General features: G+C 36.8%; 21 protein-coding genes. 16 read left to right on the top strand and 5 right to left on the bottom strand.

Annotated features, from left to right (window positions below; genetic code table 11):
• Position 1: 1 nt before the first annotated feature.
• The 4 genes from elrB (at position 2) to elrE (ending at position 3070) form a co-directional block, all read left to right on the top strand.
• On the top strand, positions 2-370 hold the full coding sequence (gene elrB / locus IGL07_RS10785; protein ID WP_002356469.1) for an LPXTG anchor domain-containing protein ElrB: 369 nt from the start codon (positions 2-4) through the stop codon (positions 368-370).
• Position 371: 1 nt separating this feature from the next.
• Positions 372-1154: a WxL domain-containing protein ElrC gene (elrC, locus tag IGL07_RS10780; RefSeq protein ID WP_195526172.1), complete on the top strand. Its 783-nt coding sequence runs from the start codon at positions 372-374 to the stop codon at positions 1152-1154.
• Between the two features lie 39 nt (positions 1155-1193).
• Entirely contained in the window at positions 1194-1970 is a 777-nt protein-coding gene (gene elrD, locus IGL07_RS10775) for a WxL domain-containing protein ElrD (RefSeq protein WP_002376545.1), read from the top strand.
• 74 nt (positions 1971-2044) lie between these two features.
• Entirely contained in the window at positions 2045-3070 is a 1026-nt protein-coding gene (gene elrE, locus IGL07_RS10770; RefSeq protein WP_002376547.1) for a transmembrane protein ElrE, read from the top strand.
• A 36-nt stretch (positions 3071-3106) separates the two neighbouring features.
• Here elrE and IGL07_RS10765 read toward each other — a convergent pair whose 3' ends face one another.
• On the bottom strand, positions 3107-3820 hold the full coding sequence (locus IGL07_RS10765; RefSeq protein ID WP_002356474.1) for an HAD family hydrolase: 714 nt from the start codon (positions 3818-3820) through the stop codon (positions 3107-3109).
• Between the two features lie 327 nt (positions 3821-4147).
• Here IGL07_RS10765 and IGL07_RS10760 point away from each other — a divergent pair, with 327 nt between their 5' ends.
• Positions 4148-5863: an ABC transporter ATP-binding protein gene (locus IGL07_RS10760; RefSeq protein WP_104879668.1), complete on the top strand. Its 1716-nt coding sequence runs from the start codon at positions 4148-4150 to the stop codon at positions 5861-5863.
• Positions 5864-5906: 43 nt separating this feature from the next.
• Here IGL07_RS10760 and trpS read toward each other — a convergent pair whose 3' ends face one another.
• The gene (trpS, locus tag IGL07_RS10755) at positions 5907-6917 is read right to left on the bottom strand and encodes a tryptophan--tRNA ligase (RefSeq protein ID WP_002359559.1); all 1011 of its coding nucleotides are present in this window, start codon (positions 6915-6917) and stop codon (positions 5907-5909) included.
• A 359-nt stretch (positions 6918-7276) separates the two neighbouring features.
• On the opposite strand from trpS, the gene spxA reads away from it, so the two are divergent.
• The 4 genes from spxA (at position 7277) to pepF (ending at position 11806) form a co-directional block, all read left to right on the top strand.
• Complete coding sequence (gene spxA, locus IGL07_RS10750; protein WP_002356477.1) at positions 7277-7675, top strand: transcriptional regulator SpxA; 399 nt, start codon at positions 7277-7279, stop codon at positions 7673-7675.
• A 342-nt stretch (positions 7676-8017) separates the two neighbouring features.
• Positions 8018-8680 (top strand): adaptor protein MecA, encoded by a 663-nt coding sequence (locus IGL07_RS10745; protein WP_010712746.1) that lies wholly within the window; start codon positions 8018-8020, stop codon positions 8678-8680.
• An 88-nt stretch (positions 8681-8768) separates the two neighbouring features.
• The gene (locus IGL07_RS10740; protein WP_010712745.1) at positions 8769-9944 is read left to right on the top strand and encodes a competence protein CoiA; all 1176 of its coding nucleotides are present in this window, start codon (positions 8769-8771) and stop codon (positions 9942-9944) included.
• 50 nt (positions 9945-9994) lie between these two features.
• On the top strand, positions 9995-11806 hold the full coding sequence (gene pepF / locus IGL07_RS10735) for an oligoendopeptidase F (RefSeq protein WP_010817567.1): 1812 nt from the start codon (positions 9995-9997) through the stop codon (positions 11804-11806).
• 91 nt (positions 11807-11897) lie between these two features.
• Here pepF and IGL07_RS10730 read toward each other — a convergent pair whose 3' ends face one another.
• Positions 11898-12557 (bottom strand): ClpXP adapter SpxH family protein, encoded by a 660-nt coding sequence (locus IGL07_RS10730; RefSeq protein ID WP_002356482.1) that lies wholly within the window; start codon positions 12555-12557, stop codon positions 11898-11900.
• Positions 12558-12620: 63 nt separating this feature from the next.
• Complete coding sequence (locus IGL07_RS10725; protein WP_010712743.1) at positions 12621-13199, bottom strand: CYTH domain-containing protein; 579 nt, start codon at positions 13197-13199, stop codon at positions 12621-12623.
• A gap of 196 nt (positions 13200-13395) precedes the next feature.
• On the opposite strand from IGL07_RS10725, the gene IGL07_RS10720 reads away from it, so the two are divergent.
• The 4 genes from IGL07_RS10720 to mgtE are packed head-to-tail and all read left to right on the top strand — an operon-like array spanning position 13396 to position 17173.
• Positions 13396-14070, top strand: coding sequence for a GTP pyrophosphokinase (locus IGL07_RS10720; protein ID WP_002356484.1), 675 nt, complete (start codon positions 13396-13398; stop codon positions 14068-14070).
• A gap of 12 nt (positions 14071-14082) precedes the next feature.
• A complete protein-coding gene (locus IGL07_RS10715) occupies positions 14083-14880 on the top strand; it encodes an NAD kinase (protein WP_002356486.1) in 798 nt (265 codons plus the stop codon).
• A 7-nt stretch (positions 14881-14887) separates the two neighbouring features.
• On the top strand, positions 14888-15781 hold the full coding sequence (locus IGL07_RS10710; RefSeq protein ID WP_002362547.1) for an RluA family pseudouridine synthase: 894 nt from the start codon (positions 14888-14890) through the stop codon (positions 15779-15781).
• A gap of 30 nt (positions 15782-15811) precedes the next feature.
• Entirely contained in the window at positions 15812-17173 is a 1362-nt protein-coding gene (gene mgtE, locus IGL07_RS10705) for a magnesium transporter (protein ID WP_002362548.1), read from the top strand.
• A gap of 117 nt (positions 17174-17290) precedes the next feature.
• Here mgtE and cutC read toward each other — a convergent pair whose 3' ends face one another.
• Complete coding sequence (cutC, locus tag IGL07_RS10700) at positions 17291-17920, bottom strand: copper homeostasis protein CutC (RefSeq protein ID WP_002359565.1); 630 nt, start codon at positions 17918-17920, stop codon at positions 17291-17293.
• Between the two features lie 129 nt (positions 17921-18049).
• Between cutC and IGL07_RS10695 the strand changes: the two genes are divergently transcribed.
• The 3 genes from IGL07_RS10695 to IGL07_RS10685 all read left to right on the top strand — a co-directional run bounded on the left by IGL07_RS10695 (position 18050) and on the right by IGL07_RS10685 (position 20572).
• Positions 18050-18895 carry a methyltransferase domain-containing protein gene (locus tag IGL07_RS10695; protein WP_010817566.1) on the top strand — a complete coding sequence of 282 codons (846 nt, stop codon included), beginning with the start codon at positions 18050-18052 and terminating at the stop codon, positions 18893-18895.
• Positions 18896-19205: 310 nt separating this feature from the next.
• Positions 19206-19712 carry a tRNA (uridine(34)/cytosine(34)/5-carboxymethylaminomethyluridine(34)-2'-O)-methyltransferase TrmL gene (trmL, locus tag IGL07_RS10690; RefSeq protein WP_002356493.1) on the top strand — a complete coding sequence of 169 codons (507 nt, stop codon included), beginning with the start codon at positions 19206-19208 and terminating at the stop codon, positions 19710-19712.
• 215 nt (positions 19713-19927) lie between these two features.
• Positions 19928-20572, top strand: coding sequence for a histidine phosphatase family protein (locus IGL07_RS10685; protein ID WP_010817565.1), 645 nt, complete (start codon positions 19928-19930; stop codon positions 20570-20572).
• Positions 20573-20580 lie beyond the last annotated feature (8 nt).

Below are 20580 nucleotides of genomic sequence, written 5' to 3'. Positions count from 1 at the left end.
GGTGAGTCTTATCAAAAAAATAGTTAGCGGTGTATTGCTATTAGGATTGATTTCATCAGTTGATGTATTTGCTGAAACAAATGCCTATCCGACAAATGCAGAAGTTTCTTTTTATGGCGAGTATGAGCCACCAGCCAACAAAGAAAAACCAGATGGTAAGATACCACAGCGTTTCCCCAAGCAGTCGGAAGCAATACCAGCAGTGAGTGGAGAATCATTGAAGCATTCAACAAGTAAAACGGTTGATCAAAAAGGCTCAGGCTTCTTACCTCGAACTGGTACTAAACAGCAACAAATGTTTAATTATCTCGGAATAATAGTCATCTTTATGGCTAGTTTTATTTTAAAAAAAAGAAAGAAGGAACAATAAAATGAAAAAAATTATCTTATCAACAATCCCCGCTATCACTTTAGGCGTGGCTATTGCACCAGAAGTGAATGCAGAAGAAAAAAACTATGAATCAAATGCCATCGTAGAATTTACACCGGATGCCTCTATCAACAAACCTGTCGATCCAGTGAATCCAGATACCGAAAAACCTGTTGAACCCTTTGATCCAACGACACCAGACACAGGCAATAAGCCAAATGAAGGAACAACTGGTCCACTAAGTATCGATTATGCTTCTAATTTAGACTTTGGCAAAAATAAAATTTCAAATAAAGATGAAAAATATTATGCAAATCCACAATACTTTTTCTTGGCAGACGGTTCTGGTCCTGATTTGACTAATCCTAAACCAAATTATGTACAAATTTCCGACAAACGCGGAACGAATGCCGGTTGGGCTTTAACAGTTAAACAAGAAACACAATTAACAGCGACAAAAGAAACATTAAATAAAGTTTTAGACGGTTCAGAAATTAAATTAAGTCAAAACAAAGCAGTGTCAAATTCCAAAGCAGTTACACCAACTGCGCATGAAGTAACTTTAGTAGCTGGCGATTCATCAAATGTGATGTCTGCCGCTGAAGGTCAAGGTTCTGGAACTTGGCTTAGTGCGTTCGGTGGGATTGAAAAAGTGGAAGTTGACGGTGAAAGCGTAGATAAAAATACAGCGATCACATTAACTGTACCAGGAGCAACACCAAAAGATGCTGTTCAATACAAAACTGTTTTAACATGGACAATCGCTGATTTACCAAGCGTATAATTATTGAAACTATAACAATAGAAGAGAAGGAGCACTAACATGAAAAAAATGACCATCGCAAGCAGCTTAATTTTAGCAACCATCGCGGTAGGCACACTACCAGTTCAAGCAGAGGAAGTGGCTAATCGCGACACAGATGCTATTGTAAAATTTAAAGCACCAGATGAAAAAGATCCCAACAGCAAAAATCCTGTAGTGGATCCAGAAGACAAAGACGGCAAAGATCCTGTGACACCTATCGACCCAGTAAATCCTGACAAACCAGTTGATGAAGGTTCTACAGGTCCCTTAACCTTGGACTATGCTTCAAGTTTAAACTTTGGTGAAAATATCATCAGCACAAAAGATGAAACCTATTTTGCATCAGCACAAGTTTTAAAAGATAAAAATAATGTTGAAAAAACGGGCCCATTATTTGCTCAAATTACAGATAATCGTGGAACTTTAGAAGGCTGGACTTTATCTGCAAAACAAAATTCTGCATTTACTTCTGCTACAAAAGGTCAGACACTTGAAGGAACTGAAATTGTCTTTCAAAATGCTTCAGCTGTGACAGCAGGACAAAGTGCTGCACCAACAAGTTTAGCGAGCGTAACTTTTGGTACAGTGGGTGAAAGTCATAACGTGATGGTAGCCGTAACAGATCAAGGTGCTGGGAAATGGTCATACTTATACGGCAATGCTAGTTCAATTGCTGAAGTTGACGGCCGTCAAGTAATGAAAGATGTTCAATTAAAAGTGCCAGGTAAATCAGTTAAATTAAACGATGCCTACAAAACAACAATTACTTGGACATTAGCTAATACGCCAGTATAAAAAGAACCTTTTGGGAGAAAGGAAGAGGGGAACTCAGCCTTTCTCCTTTACATAGAAATGGAGTGTAGAGCGAAATGAAAAATAGATATTTTATTCTGATGATTCTAAGTTTTTATTTCTTTGCTTTTGGGATTGAAACCTCAGCAGCAGAATTACGATTTAGTGTTGAAACAGAAATTCCAGAAAACCAAATAGATAAAACAAAAACATATTTTGATTTAATGATGAAACCAGACCAAGAACAAATTTTGAAAGTTCGAGCGGCCAATAGTACAGATGAAAATTTAGTGATTGATGTTAGTGTGAAGTCGGCCACAACAAACAGCAACGGAGTGATTGAATATGGCGAGTCGTTGACAGCATTAGATAAATCTGCACCAGCAGATTTATCAGAAATCATTCAACTGAAAGACGGCGGTGAGAGTGTTGAATTGCCTGCTAAAAGTGAAAAAGTAGTTGAATTGCGAGTGAAGATGCCTAAAGAAGAGTTTTCAGGGCAACTAGCGGGCGGGATCACGTTTAGTGAAAAAGTCGATGAAACGAAAGACAAGCAAAAAGAAAATACAAACGGCTTAGCAATTGAAAATCGCTATGCCTATACAGTAGCTGTTTTACTTCGAGAAAATGAAACAGTTGTGCAACCTGAATTGTCTTTAGAGAAAGTTGAACCGACGCAAAGAAATGCGCGCAGTGTTATTTCTGCAACACTGCTAAACCATGAAGCAGCCTATCTTCAATCAATGAAAGTAACGGCAAATGTTAAAAATAAGAAAACAAATAACGTTATTTTAGAGAAAGAACAAGAAGATATGCAAATGGCGCCCAATTCAATTTTTAATTTTCCTATTCCTTATGAAGAAAATGAAATGGAAGCTGGGACGTATGTATTGGCAATGACTGTGGAAGGCTCAGGAAAAAAATGGCAATTTACGAAAGAATTTACGATCTCAAAAGAGGAAGCAAAAACATTTAATGAGAAAGATGTAACCGTCAAAAAAACGGAATCTAAACTTATTTATCTCTTAATCGGTTTATTGATCCTTTTATTGATAATCTGCCTGTTCATCATTTTACGTCTGAAAAAACAAAAAAATAAATAAAAAAAGCCGTTCTTCAATTTGAAGAGCGGCTTTTTTTTAAAGATTAAATAATTTCTCCACAGTCGGACAAAGTTCGGTGAAACAAGTGACTTCTGCAAGGTGTGATGCAGGTTGGCAACTTGGTAGTTCTCGAGAGCGGTGGTTAAACCAAAGAGAATGCCAGCCACCATTACGAGCGCCTACAATATCATTGTCATAACTATCACCAACATATAAAGTATGTTCAGGTTCCATACAAAATTGATTACAGGCTAAATCAAAAATTTCCTTTTCAGGTTTTTGGAAACCCGTACTTTGAGAAATAATGATATTTTGGCTTGGAACCCATTTTTCAAGATTCAATTGTTTAACTTTTTTAAATTGATGGTCTGTTGGACCATTTGTAATAATCCCCATCGGAATTTCTTTCTCTTGTAAAGTATCAAGAAGCTTAGTAACTTCTGGATGCATCGTAATATTATCCAATTCTTCTTCATAAACTTGTTGAAAAATTTTTCCTTCTTCTTGTGAAATTCCTGGATAGTTTAGATCCTTTAATGTTTCATTCATCCGGAAAAACCGCATGAAATCTAGGGACCATTCATTGGCTAAAACTTTCGGAAACGTTTCATCGCTGTGGTGTCTAAAACGAAGATACAATTCATGCATATCCTCTGTCGCAACGTTCGGGAAAATTTTAGTCATCGCATTTCGAAAGGGTTGTTGCTGATCGTACAGCGTGTCATCAACATCAAAAACAATGGTTCTCATTTAACAAGTGCACCTCTTAACTTTTTTACAAAACTTTTCATATGTTATATTGTAGCCGATATTTTCACAAATAAATAGAGTATTTTTCACTGTATTTCAAGGTTTTGAACAGAAATCAAAGCCTTGCGGGAAAAGACAATTATAGTTATTTTTACCGAAAAAATGGAAACGGTAAATGAAAAAATATTCTGATAATGAAAAGTTTGTGAAAATTATTTTGAGTCAAAGTTACTTAAATAACACGCGTTCTGATAGAGGTTAGAATTTTGCAAGAGACAGTCTTTTTCCGTATAATGAATGAGAATGAAGGGGGAGAGTTAGGGAGTTATGTTAAAGCGTTTTTTTGGGTATTATCGGCCGTATCGTCGATTATTTATTTTGGATTTTGGGTGTGCCGTTTTTGCGGGGCTGTTAGAGTTGGCTTTTCCAGTAGCAGTCAACCAAGTAATTGATAAGATTATGCCAAAAGGAGATTTTCGCCTCATTGCATTAGCTAGTGCGGGCTTATTTGCATTTTATATAATCAATACGTTTTTACAATTTATTGTGGTTTATTTTGGTCATATGTTAGGCGTGAATATTGAAACAGATATGCGTGAAGAATTATATCAACATCTTCAAACACAACCGTTTGAGTATTATGATAATCAAAAAACAGGGAAATTAATGAGCCGTTTGACCACTGATCTTTTTGAAATTTCGGAAGTGGCGCATCATGGTCCAGAAGACGTCTTTATTACGATTATGACGTTAGCAGGTTCTTTTTTATTAATGTTAACCATTCACGTGAAATTAGCCATCGCTACGTTTATTTTATTGCCATTTATCACGATTGCGCTAGGCTATTTTAATAAAAAAATGACAAAAGCGAATACGGATATTTACGATAATTTAGGTGAATTTAATGCTGGGATTGAAGCGTCAGTAAGTGGGATACGTGTCACGCAATCTTTTGCAAATGAACCATTTGAACGAAAACAGTTTAATTATTTAAATCAAATGTATCGAAAATCGAAATTATATTTTTATAAGGTGATGGGTGTCAGTTCCGCCTATAATTACTTATTAATTCGTCTGATAAATTTATTTTCATTAATTTTTGGTGCGTATTATACAATTAAAGGAGAAATTACAGAAGGTCAGTTTGTAGGCTTTATTTTATTAGCCAATATTTTTATTCGGCCGATTGAAAAAGTCAATAATATGATTGAAAGTTATCCCAAAGGATTTGCTGGCTTTAAACGTTTTACGGAAGAAATGGACAAACAACCGTCCATCAAAGATTTGCCAGGAGCTGTTGCTGTTTCACATTTAGAAGGAACGATTGCCTATAAAGATGTTTCATTTGCTTATGAAGATGGCACAAAAGTTTTAGACCATATCAATTTAAAAATTCAACCTGGTGAAACCGTTGCTTTCGTTGGCCAAAGTGGTTCAGGAAAAACGACCTTGTGCAATCTGTTGCCTCGTTTTTATGAAGTCAGTATTGGTGAAATTTCGATTGACGGTAGAAATATCCAGCAAATGACCTTGGCTTCATTACGTAAGCAGATTGGAATTGTTCAACAAGATGTGTTTTTATTCCCTGGAACATTACGAGAAAATATTGCTTATGGGAATTTAAATGCTACAGAAATAGACATTCAACAAGCGGTGAAATTAGCACATTTAGAACATGTAATTCAGCTAATGCCAGATGGCTTGGACACAATTATTGGCGAACGTGGCGTGAAATTATCGGGCGGTCAAAAGCAGCGAGTGGCAATTGCGCGAATGTTCTTGAAGAACCCGCCAATTTTAATTCTAGATGAAGCGACTTCTGCATTAGATACAGAAACAGAGCAAGTGATTCAAGAGTCATTAAACTCGTTAGCTGACGGGCGAACAACATTAATTATTGCCCACAGACTGGCAACGATTAAACATGCTGATCGAATAATCGTAGTGAGTGACCAAGGAATTTTAGAAGATGGAACACATGAAACTTTGTACGCGCAAAGAGGCCACTATCGTCGGCTGTACGATGCTCAATTTAGAACATAAAAAAAACCGCGAATAAAACTTCGCGGTTTTTTTTTATGTTTAGTTAGCGCCGAACTTTTCTTCCCAAACCAACAGCATTTTTCATTCGTTGAAGTGTTTTGTTGGCTACCTGGCGAGCGTTTTCTGCACCCTCATCTAAAATCATATCTAATTCTTCTGAAGCTAGAAGCTCTTGGTAGCGCACTTGAATAGGTTCTAATAAGGCAACTACTGCTTCTGCTAAATCTGCTTTGAAGTCTCCATAGCCTTTGCCTTCGTAAGCTTGAACAAGTTCCTCAACAGTTTGACCTGTCGCAGCAGAATAAATATTTAGTAAGTTAGTAATACCAGGCTTTTCTTCTTTATTATATTCAATTACACCAGTTGAATCAGTTACAGCAGAGCGGATTTTTTTGCGAATCACTGCTGGCTCATCAAGCATTGAAATAAAGCCCTTCACATTTGTATCAGACTTACTCATCTTTTTCGTTGGTTCTTGTAAGCTCATAATTCGACTACCTTGCTCAGCGATTTTTACTTCAGGCATCGTTAAAATTTCTTGATTTTTTTGAGCGTAACGTTTGTTGAAGCGTTCCACAAAATCACGTGTTAATTCTAAGTGTTGTTTTTGATCATCTCCGACTGGCACTAAGTCAGCGTTGTACAACACGATATCACCAACCATTAATGGAGGGTATGTTAAAAGACCAGCGCTTACGCCAGCACGACCATTTTTTTGCGATTTATCTTTAAATTGTGTCATTCGCTCTAACTCACCAATAGAAGTATTGCACTGAATGATCCAACCAGCTTCTGCATGCGCACTCACTTCAGACTGTATGAAAATTGTTGCTTTTTGTGGGTCTAAACCAACCGCTAGGTAAAGAGCTGCTAAGCTACGAATTTGTTGGCGTAGCTTTTGCGGTTCTTGGGGAACGGTAATGGCATGTTCATCCACAATACAAAAATAACAATTGTATTCATTTTGTAATTCGATAAATTGTTTCATTGCACCAATGTAATTTCCGATTGTCGGAGTACCACTGGGCTGAATACCAGAAAAAATTGTTTTCATTAAATAACCACCTGACTTTAGACTTAAGATAGTGAATAGTTCTATTATACATTTTATTAGAAAAAAATACATGGGAACTTCTTGAAAAATCACCAAGAGAAGTAAATTATAACAGCAACTATAAAAATAGAAAACTGTATTACTTTTTTACAGAATCATAACGAACATCCATAAAATTTCATAAAAATTAACCCTAATTTTACACGGGTGTAATGAAGGAAAAATAAACAAAGTTAATAAAAAATGTTTAAAAACCCCTAGTATTTTTATTAGAAATTAGGTATACTGGTTTTAAATAGAGGAACAGTACAGTTCCCTGTTTCAGAAACGCGATGATTCGCGAAAAGGAGTGATGCACAATGTTGACACTTTATACTTCCCCGAGTTGCACGTCATGTCGTAAGGCTAGAGCCTGGTTGCAAGAGCACGAAATTCCTTTTAAAGAAAGAAATATTTTTTCTGAACCTTTAAATATTGAGGAATTAAAAGCAATTTTAATCATGACAGAAGATGGAACAGAAGAGATTATCTCTACTCGCTCTAAAGTTTTCCAAAAATTAAATATGGATTTGGACGAGCTTCCACTTCAAGATTTATTAGAGTTGGTTCAAGAAAACCCTGGATTGTTGCGTCGGCCAATTATGATTGATGAGAAAAGATTACAAGTCGGTTTTAACGAAGATGAAATTCGTCGATTCTTACCAAGAGATGTTCGACAACTGGAATTGCGCCAAGCACAATTAATGGCAGGTTTATAAAAAATATAAAATTTTGTTCTTTATTTGTTAATTGTAATAAAGAACGATTCATATGAATTTAGGGCCAGGGATTTTTATCTCTGGCTTTTTAATACATATTTAGAACTTGTATTCATTTGATTTGGCAGAACGTGGTCAAGGAAAAATAGTATCTTTTTTGGAGAGACTGCGTTAAGATGAAGAGGTAGAAGGAGCGAAAAACCAATCGTTAAAAAAGTTCAAAGTTTATAAAATGTTCGCTAGTTTTCGAGGATTTACAGACTTTCCACTTTACTTTTGTGTAGTTTTCGCTACAATGAACGTAAGAAGTTTCCTGATTGAAGCAAAGAGAGGTGTAGCGCTATGGAAATGGAACATATTAATGAAAATACGATTCGTGTGTTAATTGGCAACGAAGACCTGGCGGATAGAGGGATTACTTTTCTTGACTTACTAGGAAACCACAAAGATGTTGAAAATTTCTTTTATAGTATTTTAGAAGAAGTTGATGTCGAAGATGAATTCCAAGGCAGTGAAGCAGTCACTTTCCAAGTCTTGCCTAAAAATGATGGTTTAGAACTGTTTATTAGTAAAAATGTCGCTATGGACGACTTGTCTTCCTTAGAAGGTCTGAGCGAAGTCAATGCAGATGTTAGCGAATTGATTCGCAAACAAATTGAAGCAGACAAAGCAGCCGCCGATGAACTTGACGAGATGGAAGCCACAGATGAAACAAACAGAAATGTAATCTTTGAATTAGATAATTTTGAAGCGATGATCCAATTATCCAAAGAAGTCTTCATGCAATCTGTTTTGACTAACTTATATACGTACAACGATTGTTATTACTTACAAGTTTTGTTCTTAACCGATGAATTAGAAAAAACAAATGTTGACAATGAAATTGCACAGATTTTAGAATTTGCTCATAAAACAACTGTCACTCAGGATACTTTAGTCGAATATGGCACTTGTATTATGGAACGCAGTGCGCTAGAATTAACACGTTATTACTTTAATGATTAAGCAAAAAAGCAAAAACTTTCGGGTTTTTGCTTTTTTTTTGATGAAAATTAAGAAACTTTGCGTAGTTTATTTATGAGAGGTGAAAATCATGTTAACAGCTTTAACGGCAGACAACCAAGAATTATTTTCTTTAATCGATTGCTCGATTGATGAATTAACACAGATACGAAGCGAACAAGCTTTTGTGTGTCCAATGTGTCATCAATCGGTCATTTTGAAGGCAGGCCCCATTAAAATACCCCATTTTGCTCATCGTAAAAAGAATAGTTGTTGGTACGAAGCAGAGGCTGAAACAGAAGAACACCTCCGCTTGAAGCAGCTTTTTGCGGAAAAGTGTTTACGCGAAAAGCTGTCCTTTCAAGTTGAGGCATACTTACCCACCTTGAAGCAACGCCCAGATTTACTCATTGGGAAGATAGCCATTGAAATTCAATGTAGTCCATTGCCAATTAAACGTTTGGTGGAACGGACGGAGACTTATCAAACTCATGGCTATCAAGTTGTTTGGATTTTAGGTGAACGATTAGTGCCTAAAGACAAGCTCACGCAGTTAACGAAACAATTCCTTTATTTTTCGGAGTCCTTGGGATTTTATTTATGGTCGGCCAATAAGAAACAAGAACGAATAGAGTTACTTTGTCATATTGAAGAGAGTCAATGTCAACAATTTTATAGAAGAAAACAATCATGGGATTTTTACGAAAAAAAATTACTAGAAATCATCCAACTACCGACTGCTAATTTAAATTTACTGCCAGGTAGACGGCACACTGGTCAATTGATGTATGATTATTATCAAAAATTGACTCAACAACTTGGTTACAGAAATGCTCAGTTGCTTAGAACACAGAGCTTTTTATATACGAAAGGTTGTCACATTCTCCAGTTACCTCCTTGGTTTTACTATCCTGGATTGAAGCTATTACCTTCTTCTGAAGAAGATATTCATTTAAAAATGCTTGTTTGGGAAGCACTAAAAACCAAAGAAGGATATTTAGTGACCAAACAGGAACTATGGCGTATCTTGGAAGTTAGTTTTTTGGAAGAAGGAAACTTTATTTGGCAACCACTGCCGAATATTGACTTAAAAAAGATTTTTAAAATCGTGGGGAATAGGTTATTGAGCTGGTTACAAGAATGTTATGTGTTAATTAAAGTAAACAATAAGTACCTAATAACTAGCATTTTCCTAAGAGAAGATCCTGAAAAGCTCATTCATTGGCTAAAAAAAGTGAAAAAACAACATTTTTTTAGTCACACGTGATAAATTATGATAGTATAATGAGTAAAACGTTTCTTAAAGGAGAGTAAACTATGAGCGAAATTAAACAATTACCAACACGTGATGAAGTTCCAACTTCATTAACTTGGGATTTAACCAAAATTTTTAAAGATGATGCTGCTTTTGATGCTGCGTATAATCAGTTGACAGAGGAGCTAAATCAAGCAGAGTCATTTAAAGGTACCTTAGGGAATGGCGCAGATGCTTTTCTAGCTGCGTTAGAATACGTGTTAGATGTCTATCGAAAAGTGGAAACATTATATGTCTATTCTCATTTAAAAAATGATCAAGACACTACAAATACAGCTTACCAAGCTTTATATGCCAGAGCTAGTTCTTTATATGCGCAAGTTAGTGAAGCTGTTTCTTGGTTTGACCCAGAGGTTTTAACATTAAGTGATGAACAAATCTGGGGATATTTTGAAGAGCAGCCGAAATTAGCTGTTTATCGTCACTATATTCAAAATATTTTAGATGAACGTCCCCATGTTTTATCGATGGAACAAGAAGCTTTACTGGCGGGGGCTAGCGAAATTTTTGGTGCCTCAAGTAATACATTTTCAATTTTAAATAATGCAGATTTAGAATTTCCAACTGTGCAAAATGCTGAAGGCGAAACGATTCAACTTTCTCATGGCGTTTATGGTCAATTAATGGAAAGTGTCGATCCATCTGTTCGTGAAGCAGCATTTAAAGGTTTGTACAAAGTATACAAACAATTTAGAAATACATTAGCCTCAACTTTAGGTGCACATGTTAAAACACATAATTATAAAGCAAAAATTAGAAATTATGATTCTGCTCGGGCAGCATCTTTAGCAAGTAATCATATCCCTGAAAGTGTTCACGAAACATTAGTAGCTGTAGTAAATAAACATTTACCTTTGCTACATCGTTATGTAAAATTAAGAAAAAAATTATTAAACGTAGAAGAATTACACATGTACGACTTGTATGCGCCTTTGCTAGGTGAAGCACCAATTCGTTACAGCTATGAAGAAGCAAAAGAAAAAGCAATTGAGGCTTTAAAACCACTAGGTGAAGACTATTTATCTATTGTTAAAGAAGCTTTTTCAAGTCGTTGGATTGATGTGATTGAAAATCAAGGAAAACGAAGCGGTGCATATTCTTCCGGAGCTTATGATACAGCCCCATACATTTTAATGAATTGGCATGATAGTTTGGATCAACTATTTACATTAGTCCATGAGATGGGCCATAGTGTTCATAGTTACTATACAAGAAATAATCAGCCGTATGTTTATGGCGACTATTCAATTTTCTTAGCTGAGATTGCTTCAACCACAAATGAAAATATTTTAACAGAATATTTATTACAAACAGAAACAGATCCTAAAGTACGTGCGTATGTCTTAAATCACTATTTAGACGGCTTTAAGGGAACCATTTTCCGTCAAACGCAATTTGCGGAATTTGAACATTTTATTCACACGGAAGATGCTAAAGGCACGCCATTAACAAGTGAATATTTGAGTGAGTATTATGGCGAGCTCAATGCTAAATATTATGGACCAGAAGTAGTTAGAGACGAAGAAATCAGTTACGAATGGGCGAGAATTCCACATTTTTATTACAATTACTATGTTTATCAATATGCAACTGGCTTCTCAGCCGCTTCGGCATTGTCTAAACATATTTTAGCTGAAGAAGAAGGAGCTTTAGAGAAGTACCTTAACTACTTGAAAGCAGGAAGTAGTGACTTCCCAATTGAAGTGATGAAAAAAGCGGGCGTGGATATGACACAAGCCGCGTATATCGAAGATGCAATGAAAGTTTTTGAAGAACGTTTAACGGAATTAGAAGCTTTGGTTGAAAAATTATAGACAAAGAAGTGGGATATAAGTCCAAATGACTTATATCCCACTTTTTAACTCTTAAGATAATTGGTTAACAGCTTTTGTCGCAGCATCTTTTTTATAATAAATGTAAATGTCCATTTGGAAAATGATAATTGGAGCGACGTTTAAATTCAAAGGTTGCGTCACCTTGGTCCAGCAACGGTTCGTTATGTGGATGGACACGACATAGTTGTTTAATTTCATCCATGTTTTCAAAATTTTCGACTAAAATGCCGAAATCGTTCTCGCAAGTATAGTTGTAAACGACTGCGGTAGGATGTTGTTTAATCCCCATTTCTCGAGCAACTTTTTGGTCGGTTTGGAAAGATTCTTTGACAAAATCGGATTGTCGGTCTTTACGATACATATCAATATCCCCGCCGGCCGCTAGAAGTAGTTCTTCTGATAACTCAGGAGAGTAAGCTAGACCGTCTTCAGCTACTGCTTTTTGTAAGCCAATCAACAATTGTCGGCCTTTTTTTCGGCCTTGTAACTGTGCTGCTTTATAGTCAAGAGCGGCTGAGTATAAATCTTCAAAAATTCGATTCCGTCGTTTAATGTCATTAATCGGAATATGTTGACGACTCAAAAATTCATTGATCGTCTTCATGTTTAATAAAGGGATAAAGCGCAATTGTATTTTCTTCTTGTCGTTAACAGACAATTGTATAATTTCTTTTTCAATTTCTAAACAGACGCCGCCTAAAGGATTGACGAACAAATAAATTTCAACCATTCATACTTCCTCCAATGCCATGCTTTTTCAAATACAGGTGCCAGAACGTCAGTGCTTCGAATACTAAGGGGCAGTGGTCCGCATCATGCGTTGAATCTTGTTAGGTGCAAGCGTAATGGGAATGTTCAAATCAGCCATTAATGTTTGAAACGCTTGCTTGCCGCTTTCAGCTTCAGTAACTTCTAACTCTAATTCAAAATCGTGCTGTTGGTTATACCAACTTTCGTCTAACGCAAGTAGTCCTTGAGGAATTTGTTTTTCTGCACGTGCTGTTTTTAATGAACCAATTAAATGGATCGAGGCGATTTCAATACCTAATTCTTGTAATTTCTTCGCCACAGCCCCCTCAGTAGGGAGGTGATTCCTTTTGATAAAGTGGTTCGCCGACTCAAGCGATAAAGGGTCATTGATTTCTAATAATCCTTCTGGCGCAGGAACTTTTAAGGTTAACTCACCACGATCTGCTAATACGCGAATTCTTAAGCCCATTCGTTGTGCTTTTAATTGAAAATCGTCCGTATCAAAATAATGATTTGTTTGCGTAAAAAAGTCCGTTTTTTGAATAGCAAAATGGTCGATTAATCGTTTGAAATCTTGCGGACTAACTAATGTTTTAAATTCAATTTCTAAGTGCTCACTCATGGGGTTCTCTCTCTTTCTTAAATCACTCCAATTTTCACATATTATATAGGTTTCCGTCAAGAAAAGTGGTCTTCTCTGTGAAAAATTTTTCTAATGAAAGGCGTTTGGAAATCAAATAGCGAATAACACCCTATTTTAGGAAGGACTGTGGTAAAATAATCAGTGAATGAAATTCAAGGAAATTGAGGGATCTACCATGGAACGAGAGTGGGAGCTGTTTTTAGCGCCATATGAACAGGCGGTCAGCGAATTAAAAGTAAAACTACGAGGTATTCGTAAACAATTTCGGGAGCAAGATAAACACATACCAATTGAATTCGTTACAGGACGTGTGAAACCAGTAGATAGTATTTTGACAAAGACGGCTATTCGGCATATTCCTTTAAATAGGATTGAAGAAGAAATGCAAGACATTGCTGGTTTGCGGATTATGTGCCAATTTGTGGAAGACATTTACCAGGTAGTCGCACTTTTAAGAAATCGTAAAGACTTAAAAATTGTGGAAGAACGTGACTACATTGAAAATAAAAAAGAAAGTGGCTATCGTTCGTACCATGTGGTGGTGGAATATCCTGTGCAATTAGTCACCGGGGAAAAGATTATTTTGGCCGAAATCCAAATTCGGACACTTTCCATGAATTTTTGGGCAACGATTGAACATTCTTTGAATTATAAATATCAAGGTGTTTTTCCTGAAGAAATGAAAGAACGCCTTCAGCGAGCGGCAGAGGCAGCCTATTTATTAGATGAAGAAATGTCATCTATTCGTGAAGAAATTCAAGAAGCACAACATTATTTCTCTCATGGCCGTGGCTTGCTAGAAAACGAATACTATAAGCAAATTAAAAACGAAACACCAGAAAATCAGTAAAGGAGTCTGCTTATGAAAGTGGCGATTGTTCATAACTCGGAAGAAAAATCGAAACAAGTCACAAAACAACTGACAACACTATTAGAGCAAAACCAAATTCAAATAGACAATCGTCAACCTGAACTTGTGATTTCAGTCGGCGGAGATGGTACGCTTCTTTCCGCTTTTCATCGATTTAATCATCTGTTAAACGAAGTAAGCTTCTTAGGTGTACATACCGGACACTTGGGTTTCTATACAGATTGGCGTGATTATGAATTAAAAGAACTAGTTGAAAGTTTGTGTATTCATCGTGAAAAAAGTACGAGTTATCCATTATTAGATGTGCGGATTCGGTTTAGAGATGGGAAACCAGATAAACATTTTTTAGCATTAAATGAATCGACAATTAAACGAGGAAACCGGACGATGGTGGGCGATGTGTTTATTAAAGACGAACTGTTTGAACGATTTCGTGGTGATGGGTTGTCGATTTCGACCCCAACCGGCTCTACTGCGTATAATAAAAGTATTGGTGGAGCTGTTTTACACCCCAGCATTAATGCGTTTCAGTTAACCGAAATCGCCTCCTTAAACAATCGTGTCTTTCGAACATTGGGGTCACCGATTGTAATCGCACATACGGAGTGGCTGGAGATTAAATTACAGGAAAGTGATGATTATTTTGTCACGGTGGACCAATTAGATATTTATCAAGAAAATATCGCTTCTGTCTGCTATCGAATTGCAGACGAACGGATTCATTTTGCCTCTTATCGGCACATGCATTTCTGGCATCGAGTGAAAGATGCCTTTATTGGTGAGGATTAATTAAACGATGGAATTTCAATGGACATATGACAAAGAAACAACACAACAAGTGAAATATTTTTTAAAGGAACAAGGCGTTTCAAAAGGGTTATTAGCTAAGGTGAAATTTCAGGGTGGTAAAATTCAAGTGAATGGGACCGTTCAAAATGCCATCTATCCTTTACAAACTGGCGATGTCGTTAAAATGACGATTCCAGATGAAGCGGAACATGAGACATTATTAACAGATGATGAACCGATTGAAATTGTGTTTGAAGATGATCATTTTTTAGTAGTTAATAAGCCTGCTGGCATTGCCTCGATACCTGCTCAGTATCATCCTTCAGGAACGATGGCGAATCGTGTTAAGGGCTATTACAAGCGTCAAAATTACGTGAATCAAGTTATTCATGTCGTGACTCGTTTAGATCGAGATACTTCTGGGCTGATGTTATTTGCGAAACACGGCTTTGCTCATGCTTTAATTGATCAAGAATTACGAGAAAAAAAGGTGACAAAAATTTATTATGCCCTTGTTGGTGGTGCGATTGAGCAGTTAAACGAGCATCAATTGATTGAAAAGCCAATTGGGCGCGACTTGTCCTCTTTATTAAAACGTCAAGTTATCGAAACGGGTCAATTTGCTAGCACAGAATATTGGCTCGCAAAAAGAGGAGCCCAAGCAGCAGCTGTGCGCATTCAGCTCCATACAGGACGAACACACCAAATTCGGGTACATTTTGAAGCAATTGGCTGTTCATTGTTAGGGGATGAGATGTATCATGGAGAGATGGATCAAGGAATTGAGCGGCAAGCGTTGCATTGCATGGAACTAATTTTTACTCATCCTTTTACCAAAGAAACGGTTCATCTGATTTCCCCACTAGCGGAGGATATGAAAAGTGTAGATGATACGTTATAATAATAAAGAGGCAGGAGGGGAAAGTGTAAGATGAATGAAGGCCAAGAAATGGAAGAGCAATTTGCCCTTCTTTTAGAAACGCTAAAAAATCAACAAATGAACGAATTTCGTGAGCTATTTTTAGCGTTACACATTTATGAACAAGGACAATTTTACCAATCGTTAGATGAAAAAGACCGACAACATTTATACAATTACCTATCTCCGAAAGAACTAGCGGATATGTTTGATGTTATCGAAGAAGATAATGAGAATATGAAAGATTATTTAGCTGAAATGCGCCCAAGTTATGCAGCAGATATGTTAGCTGAGATGTATACCGATAATGCGGTGGATTTACTAAATATGTTAGATAAAAGTCAAAAGGCGAAATATCTTAGTTTGTTAAGTAGTGAAGAAGCAGGCGAAATTAAAGAGTTACTTCATTACGAAGATGAAACTGCTGGGGCGATTATGACCACCGAATTTGTTTCGATTGTGGCGAATCAAACAGTGCGTTCTGCGATGTACGTCTTAAAGAATCAAGCGGACATGGCGGAAACAATCTATTACGTTTACGTAGTCGACCAAGAAAATCATTTAGTCGGCGTTATTTCGTTGCGGGATTTAATTGTTAATGATGATGATACCTTGATTGCTGATATTTTGAATGAACGGGTTATTTCAGTTCATGTTGGCGATGACCAAGAAGATGTCGCGCAAACAATTCGTGACTATGACTTCTTAGCTGTGCCAGTTACAGATTATGATGATCATTTGTTGGGGATTGTAACAGTTGATGATATTATTGATGTTATCGATGATGAGGCCGCTAGTGACTACTCTGGTTTAGCCGGGGTCGACGTTGAAGAAGTTAGTGAGAACCCTTTAAAAGCCGCTTCTAAACGATTACCTTGGTTAATTACGCTGCTGTTTTTAGGGATGTCTACGGCCTCATTAATCAGTAATTATGAGTCTTTAGTTAGCGAAGCGAGTATTTTAGCCGTTTTTATTTCTTTAATTACCGGAACAGCCGGCAATGCCGGGACACAATCATTGGCGGTCGCGGTACGCCGTTTGGCTATGAAAGATGAAAAGGATAGTAATTTTGGACGCTTAATCTTAAGTGAAGTGCTCACGGGACTAGTGACGGGGGCTGTGACAGGTTTAACCATTATGATTGTGGTTGGCGTGTGGCAACATAATCTTCCACTTGGATTTGTGATTGGGATGGCAATGCTCTGTGCAATTACTGTGGCGAATTTAGCAGGGAGTTTAATCCCAATGTTAATGGATAAATTAGGGTTTGATCCCGCAGTTGCCAGTGGCCCGTTTATTACTACCTTAAGTGATTTAACCAGTGTATTAATTTATTTCAATATTGCCAGCATGTTTATGCGTTATTTTGTTTAAAAAATTGCACTTATTTATCATGAGACTAAGGTAAAAGGTTTCGTTGGTTTGCTTAAAATCAAAAAAGTGAGGTAGCCGTTAATACGACGGCTACCTCACTTTTTTAGATACAAGAAATTAAACAATTTTTGTGCCATGGACTTCTGTGACTTTTAAAGTGTCCATCACAGTTTGAACGTTTTCTGTGGAAATACCGCCACCTGGTAAAATAAGAATCCGTTGATCTGCGTAGGCAATTAATTCTTTTAAATGATCAAAGTTGTCTTCGATAGGGGTACCAGCTGGCCCGCCATGAGTTAAAATACGCGTCACACCACGCTCAGCTAACCAGTCGATCGCCTTAAATTGGTTTTCTTTCGACAAGGCATCAAAAGCCATATGGAAAGTGATTTGCAAGCCTTCAGCTGTTTCAATGAATAAGTCCAAAGCTTCTTCATCTAACCAACCATCCTCAGTTAAACAGCCAATAACAATTCCGTCGGTTCCTAATTTCTTTGCTTCGATTAAATCGGTATGCATAATTTTTAATTCAATATCATTATAGACAAAATTGCCGCCACGAGGACGAATGATTGTCATCACTGGTACTGAATGTTCGCCAGCGTATGCTAAGACTTCTTCAATAACACCAGTACTTGGCGTCGTTCCACCTACGGCTAAGTTATCGCATAATTCGATGCGATTCGCACCTTTTTGAATGGCTTGGGGAATCTTAGTGAAATTTTCGGCACAGAATTCTTTAATCATTTCTTATCGCTCCTTGCTTTTTCTTCACAGGCATTGTACCATAATTCTGCTTACTACCATAGCCCTGAAAAAAAGAGTGCAACTTTTTATAAGAGAAAATGTTCATTTAATGAACGTAAGGAGTTTTAAATGTTAAAGAAAATTGAACGAGCACAACAATTATTAAAAAAAGAAGCAACCGTTTTTCGCTGTCCAACTTGTCATGAACCAATGCATGTAGAAGGGGTTGGTCTGATTTGTCAACAGAGGCATCAATTTGATTTATCCAAGAAAGGCACGCTATACTTTCTAAATCATGGCGTTCAGACAGAATATAATAAAAAAATGTTTACTTCTCGAGGAAAAATGATTCAAAGTGGCATGTACGCGCCTGTTTTAAACAAAATTATGCATTATCTTCCTCAAAATAAAACAGTAGTCGATGTTGGTTGTGGTGAAGGGAGTTTTCTAGCTGAGTTAAGTCAAGCAGGCTTATCTGGACTGAAAATCGGGTTTGATTTATCAAAGGAAGGAATCTATTTAGCAAGTAATCAGCCAATTGATGCGTTTTGGTGTGTGGCGGATTTAACGAATTTGCCATTTGCGAATGAAGGGCTTGATACGATTTTAAATATTTTTTCTCCTTCACATTATCAAGAATTTCGGCGAGTACTAAAAGCTGACGGGACTGTGATTAAAATTATTCCTGAAGAGAATTATTTAAAGGAATTACGAGCGGCTTTTTATCCCAATGACGAAAAGAAACAAAGTTATTCCAATCAAAAAGTAGTCCAACGTTTTGCCGAGGAATTAGCAGTGGAAGTAGATGAACGAATAACTTATTGCTTTGACATTCCCGAGGAAAGACGGTTGGATTTATTAGAAATGTCGCCATTAGAGTGGCAAGTTTCTCAAGAAGTTAAAGCCAAACTACAACAGCGACCATTGGAAAAAATCACGATTGACGTCCGCTTGTTAGTAGGTCGTAAAAGATAGACTTTTTTGTGAAGAAAATCCTAAAAAAGTCTTGCAATAAAGTGACATTGGTGTTATATTACTTACAAGTTGTTTTTTCATTGGTTTTTATCAGGGTCCTGTTCTGATAAAAGTTAGTGAAGAGACCTTCACTAACGTAACGACTCGCCGTGCTAGACACCGAGACGGTACGTTTTTTTTATTGGTTAAAATAGCTGCCGCCTGACATCATCGCGTCATGCGGTTTTTTTGAAAATAAGTATTGTGGGCGCTATTTATTTTGAATTTATGCTAAAATGAACACGATTGATATTTGAGGAGCTGAAGATAGTTGACGAACCATATTGTTTTATTTGAACCACAAATTCCAGCAAATACTGGAAATATTGCACGGACATGTGCAGCGACGAATACACCGTTGCATTTAATTGAACCTTTAGGATTTTCAACAGATGATAAACACTTAAAACGTGCTGGATTAGATTATTGGAATGATGTAAATATTACGTATCATAAAGATTTGGCTGCCTTTTTAGCCCATGTGGCAGGCAAACACTTGCATTTAGTAACCAAATTTGCTCACCAAACATACAGTGAGGTCAATTATAATGATGGCGAAGACCATTATTTCCTTTTTGGAAAAGAAACAACGGGCTTACCAGAAACGTTTATGCGAGAAAACGAAGAAAAGTGTATCCGAATTCCTATGAACGATGAACATGTGCGCTCATTGAATCTTTCTAACACTGCCGCACTAATTGTTTATGAAGCCTTACGTCAGCAAAATTTTCCGAACTTAGAACTGACGCATCATTATGAAAATGATAAATTAGATTAAAAAAGTTAGGACAGTAGCGCTTTTTTCAAAAATGTCAGAAGAAAGTGGTTTTATTTTTACCGTTGCCCAATTTCCAAGCCTAGAACAAAAAACAATTTAGATTTTTGTTCTAGGCTTATTTTGCTTGGATTACTAGAAACTTCCATGGATATTTTCGCAGGGAAGTGATAAACTAGAAAGACATATGAAGAGATAAAGAAGTTTGGAGAAGTTACATGAAATTATATTTTACACGACATGGAAAAACTGAATGGAATCAACAGAAACGATTTCAAGGAATGACAGGAGATTCGCCGTTATTATCAACTAGTTATGACGAAATTAAACAATTAGGCCAATATTTACAAGATATTCCGTTTGAAAAAATTTATTCTAGTCCGCTATTACGTGCCAAAAATACTGCGCGGGGAATTCAACAAGAATTGACTCATCCAGTTGAAATTGTTTATACAGATACTTTAAAAGAATTAGGTTTAGGTCGTCTAGAAGGACAATATATTGAAGAAATGCGTAATTTTTATGGAGAAGAATTAGATCATTTACGGCATCGTTTAGATTTGTATGATCCAACAATTTTTGATGGTGAACCAATCGAGCAAGCGATTCAACGGATTTCAGAAACAGTTGCTGAAGCGGCGAAGCAACACGAAGGTCCAGTTCTATTTGTCGGACACGGAGCAGCCTTGACAGCGGCAATCCAAGCGATGGCTGGTAAACCATTATCAGAATTACGTACAATGGGCGGGCTGCTAAACAATAGCCTCTCAATCCTTGAAACCAAAGAGGCATCAAGGAACCTGCCGTACGACTTAACGTTATGGAATGATACGTCTTTTTTAGCTAAAGAAAAAGCACAATAAGCGCACAA

The sequence above is a fragment of the Enterococcus sp. DIV1368f genome, assembly GCF_051712245.1.
Classification (GTDB): domain Bacteria; phylum Bacillota; class Bacilli; order Lactobacillales; family Enterococcaceae; genus Enterococcus; species Enterococcus faecalis.
Note: the sequence above shows the minus strand (reverse complement) of the source record. Positions and strands in the feature narration are given on the sequence as shown.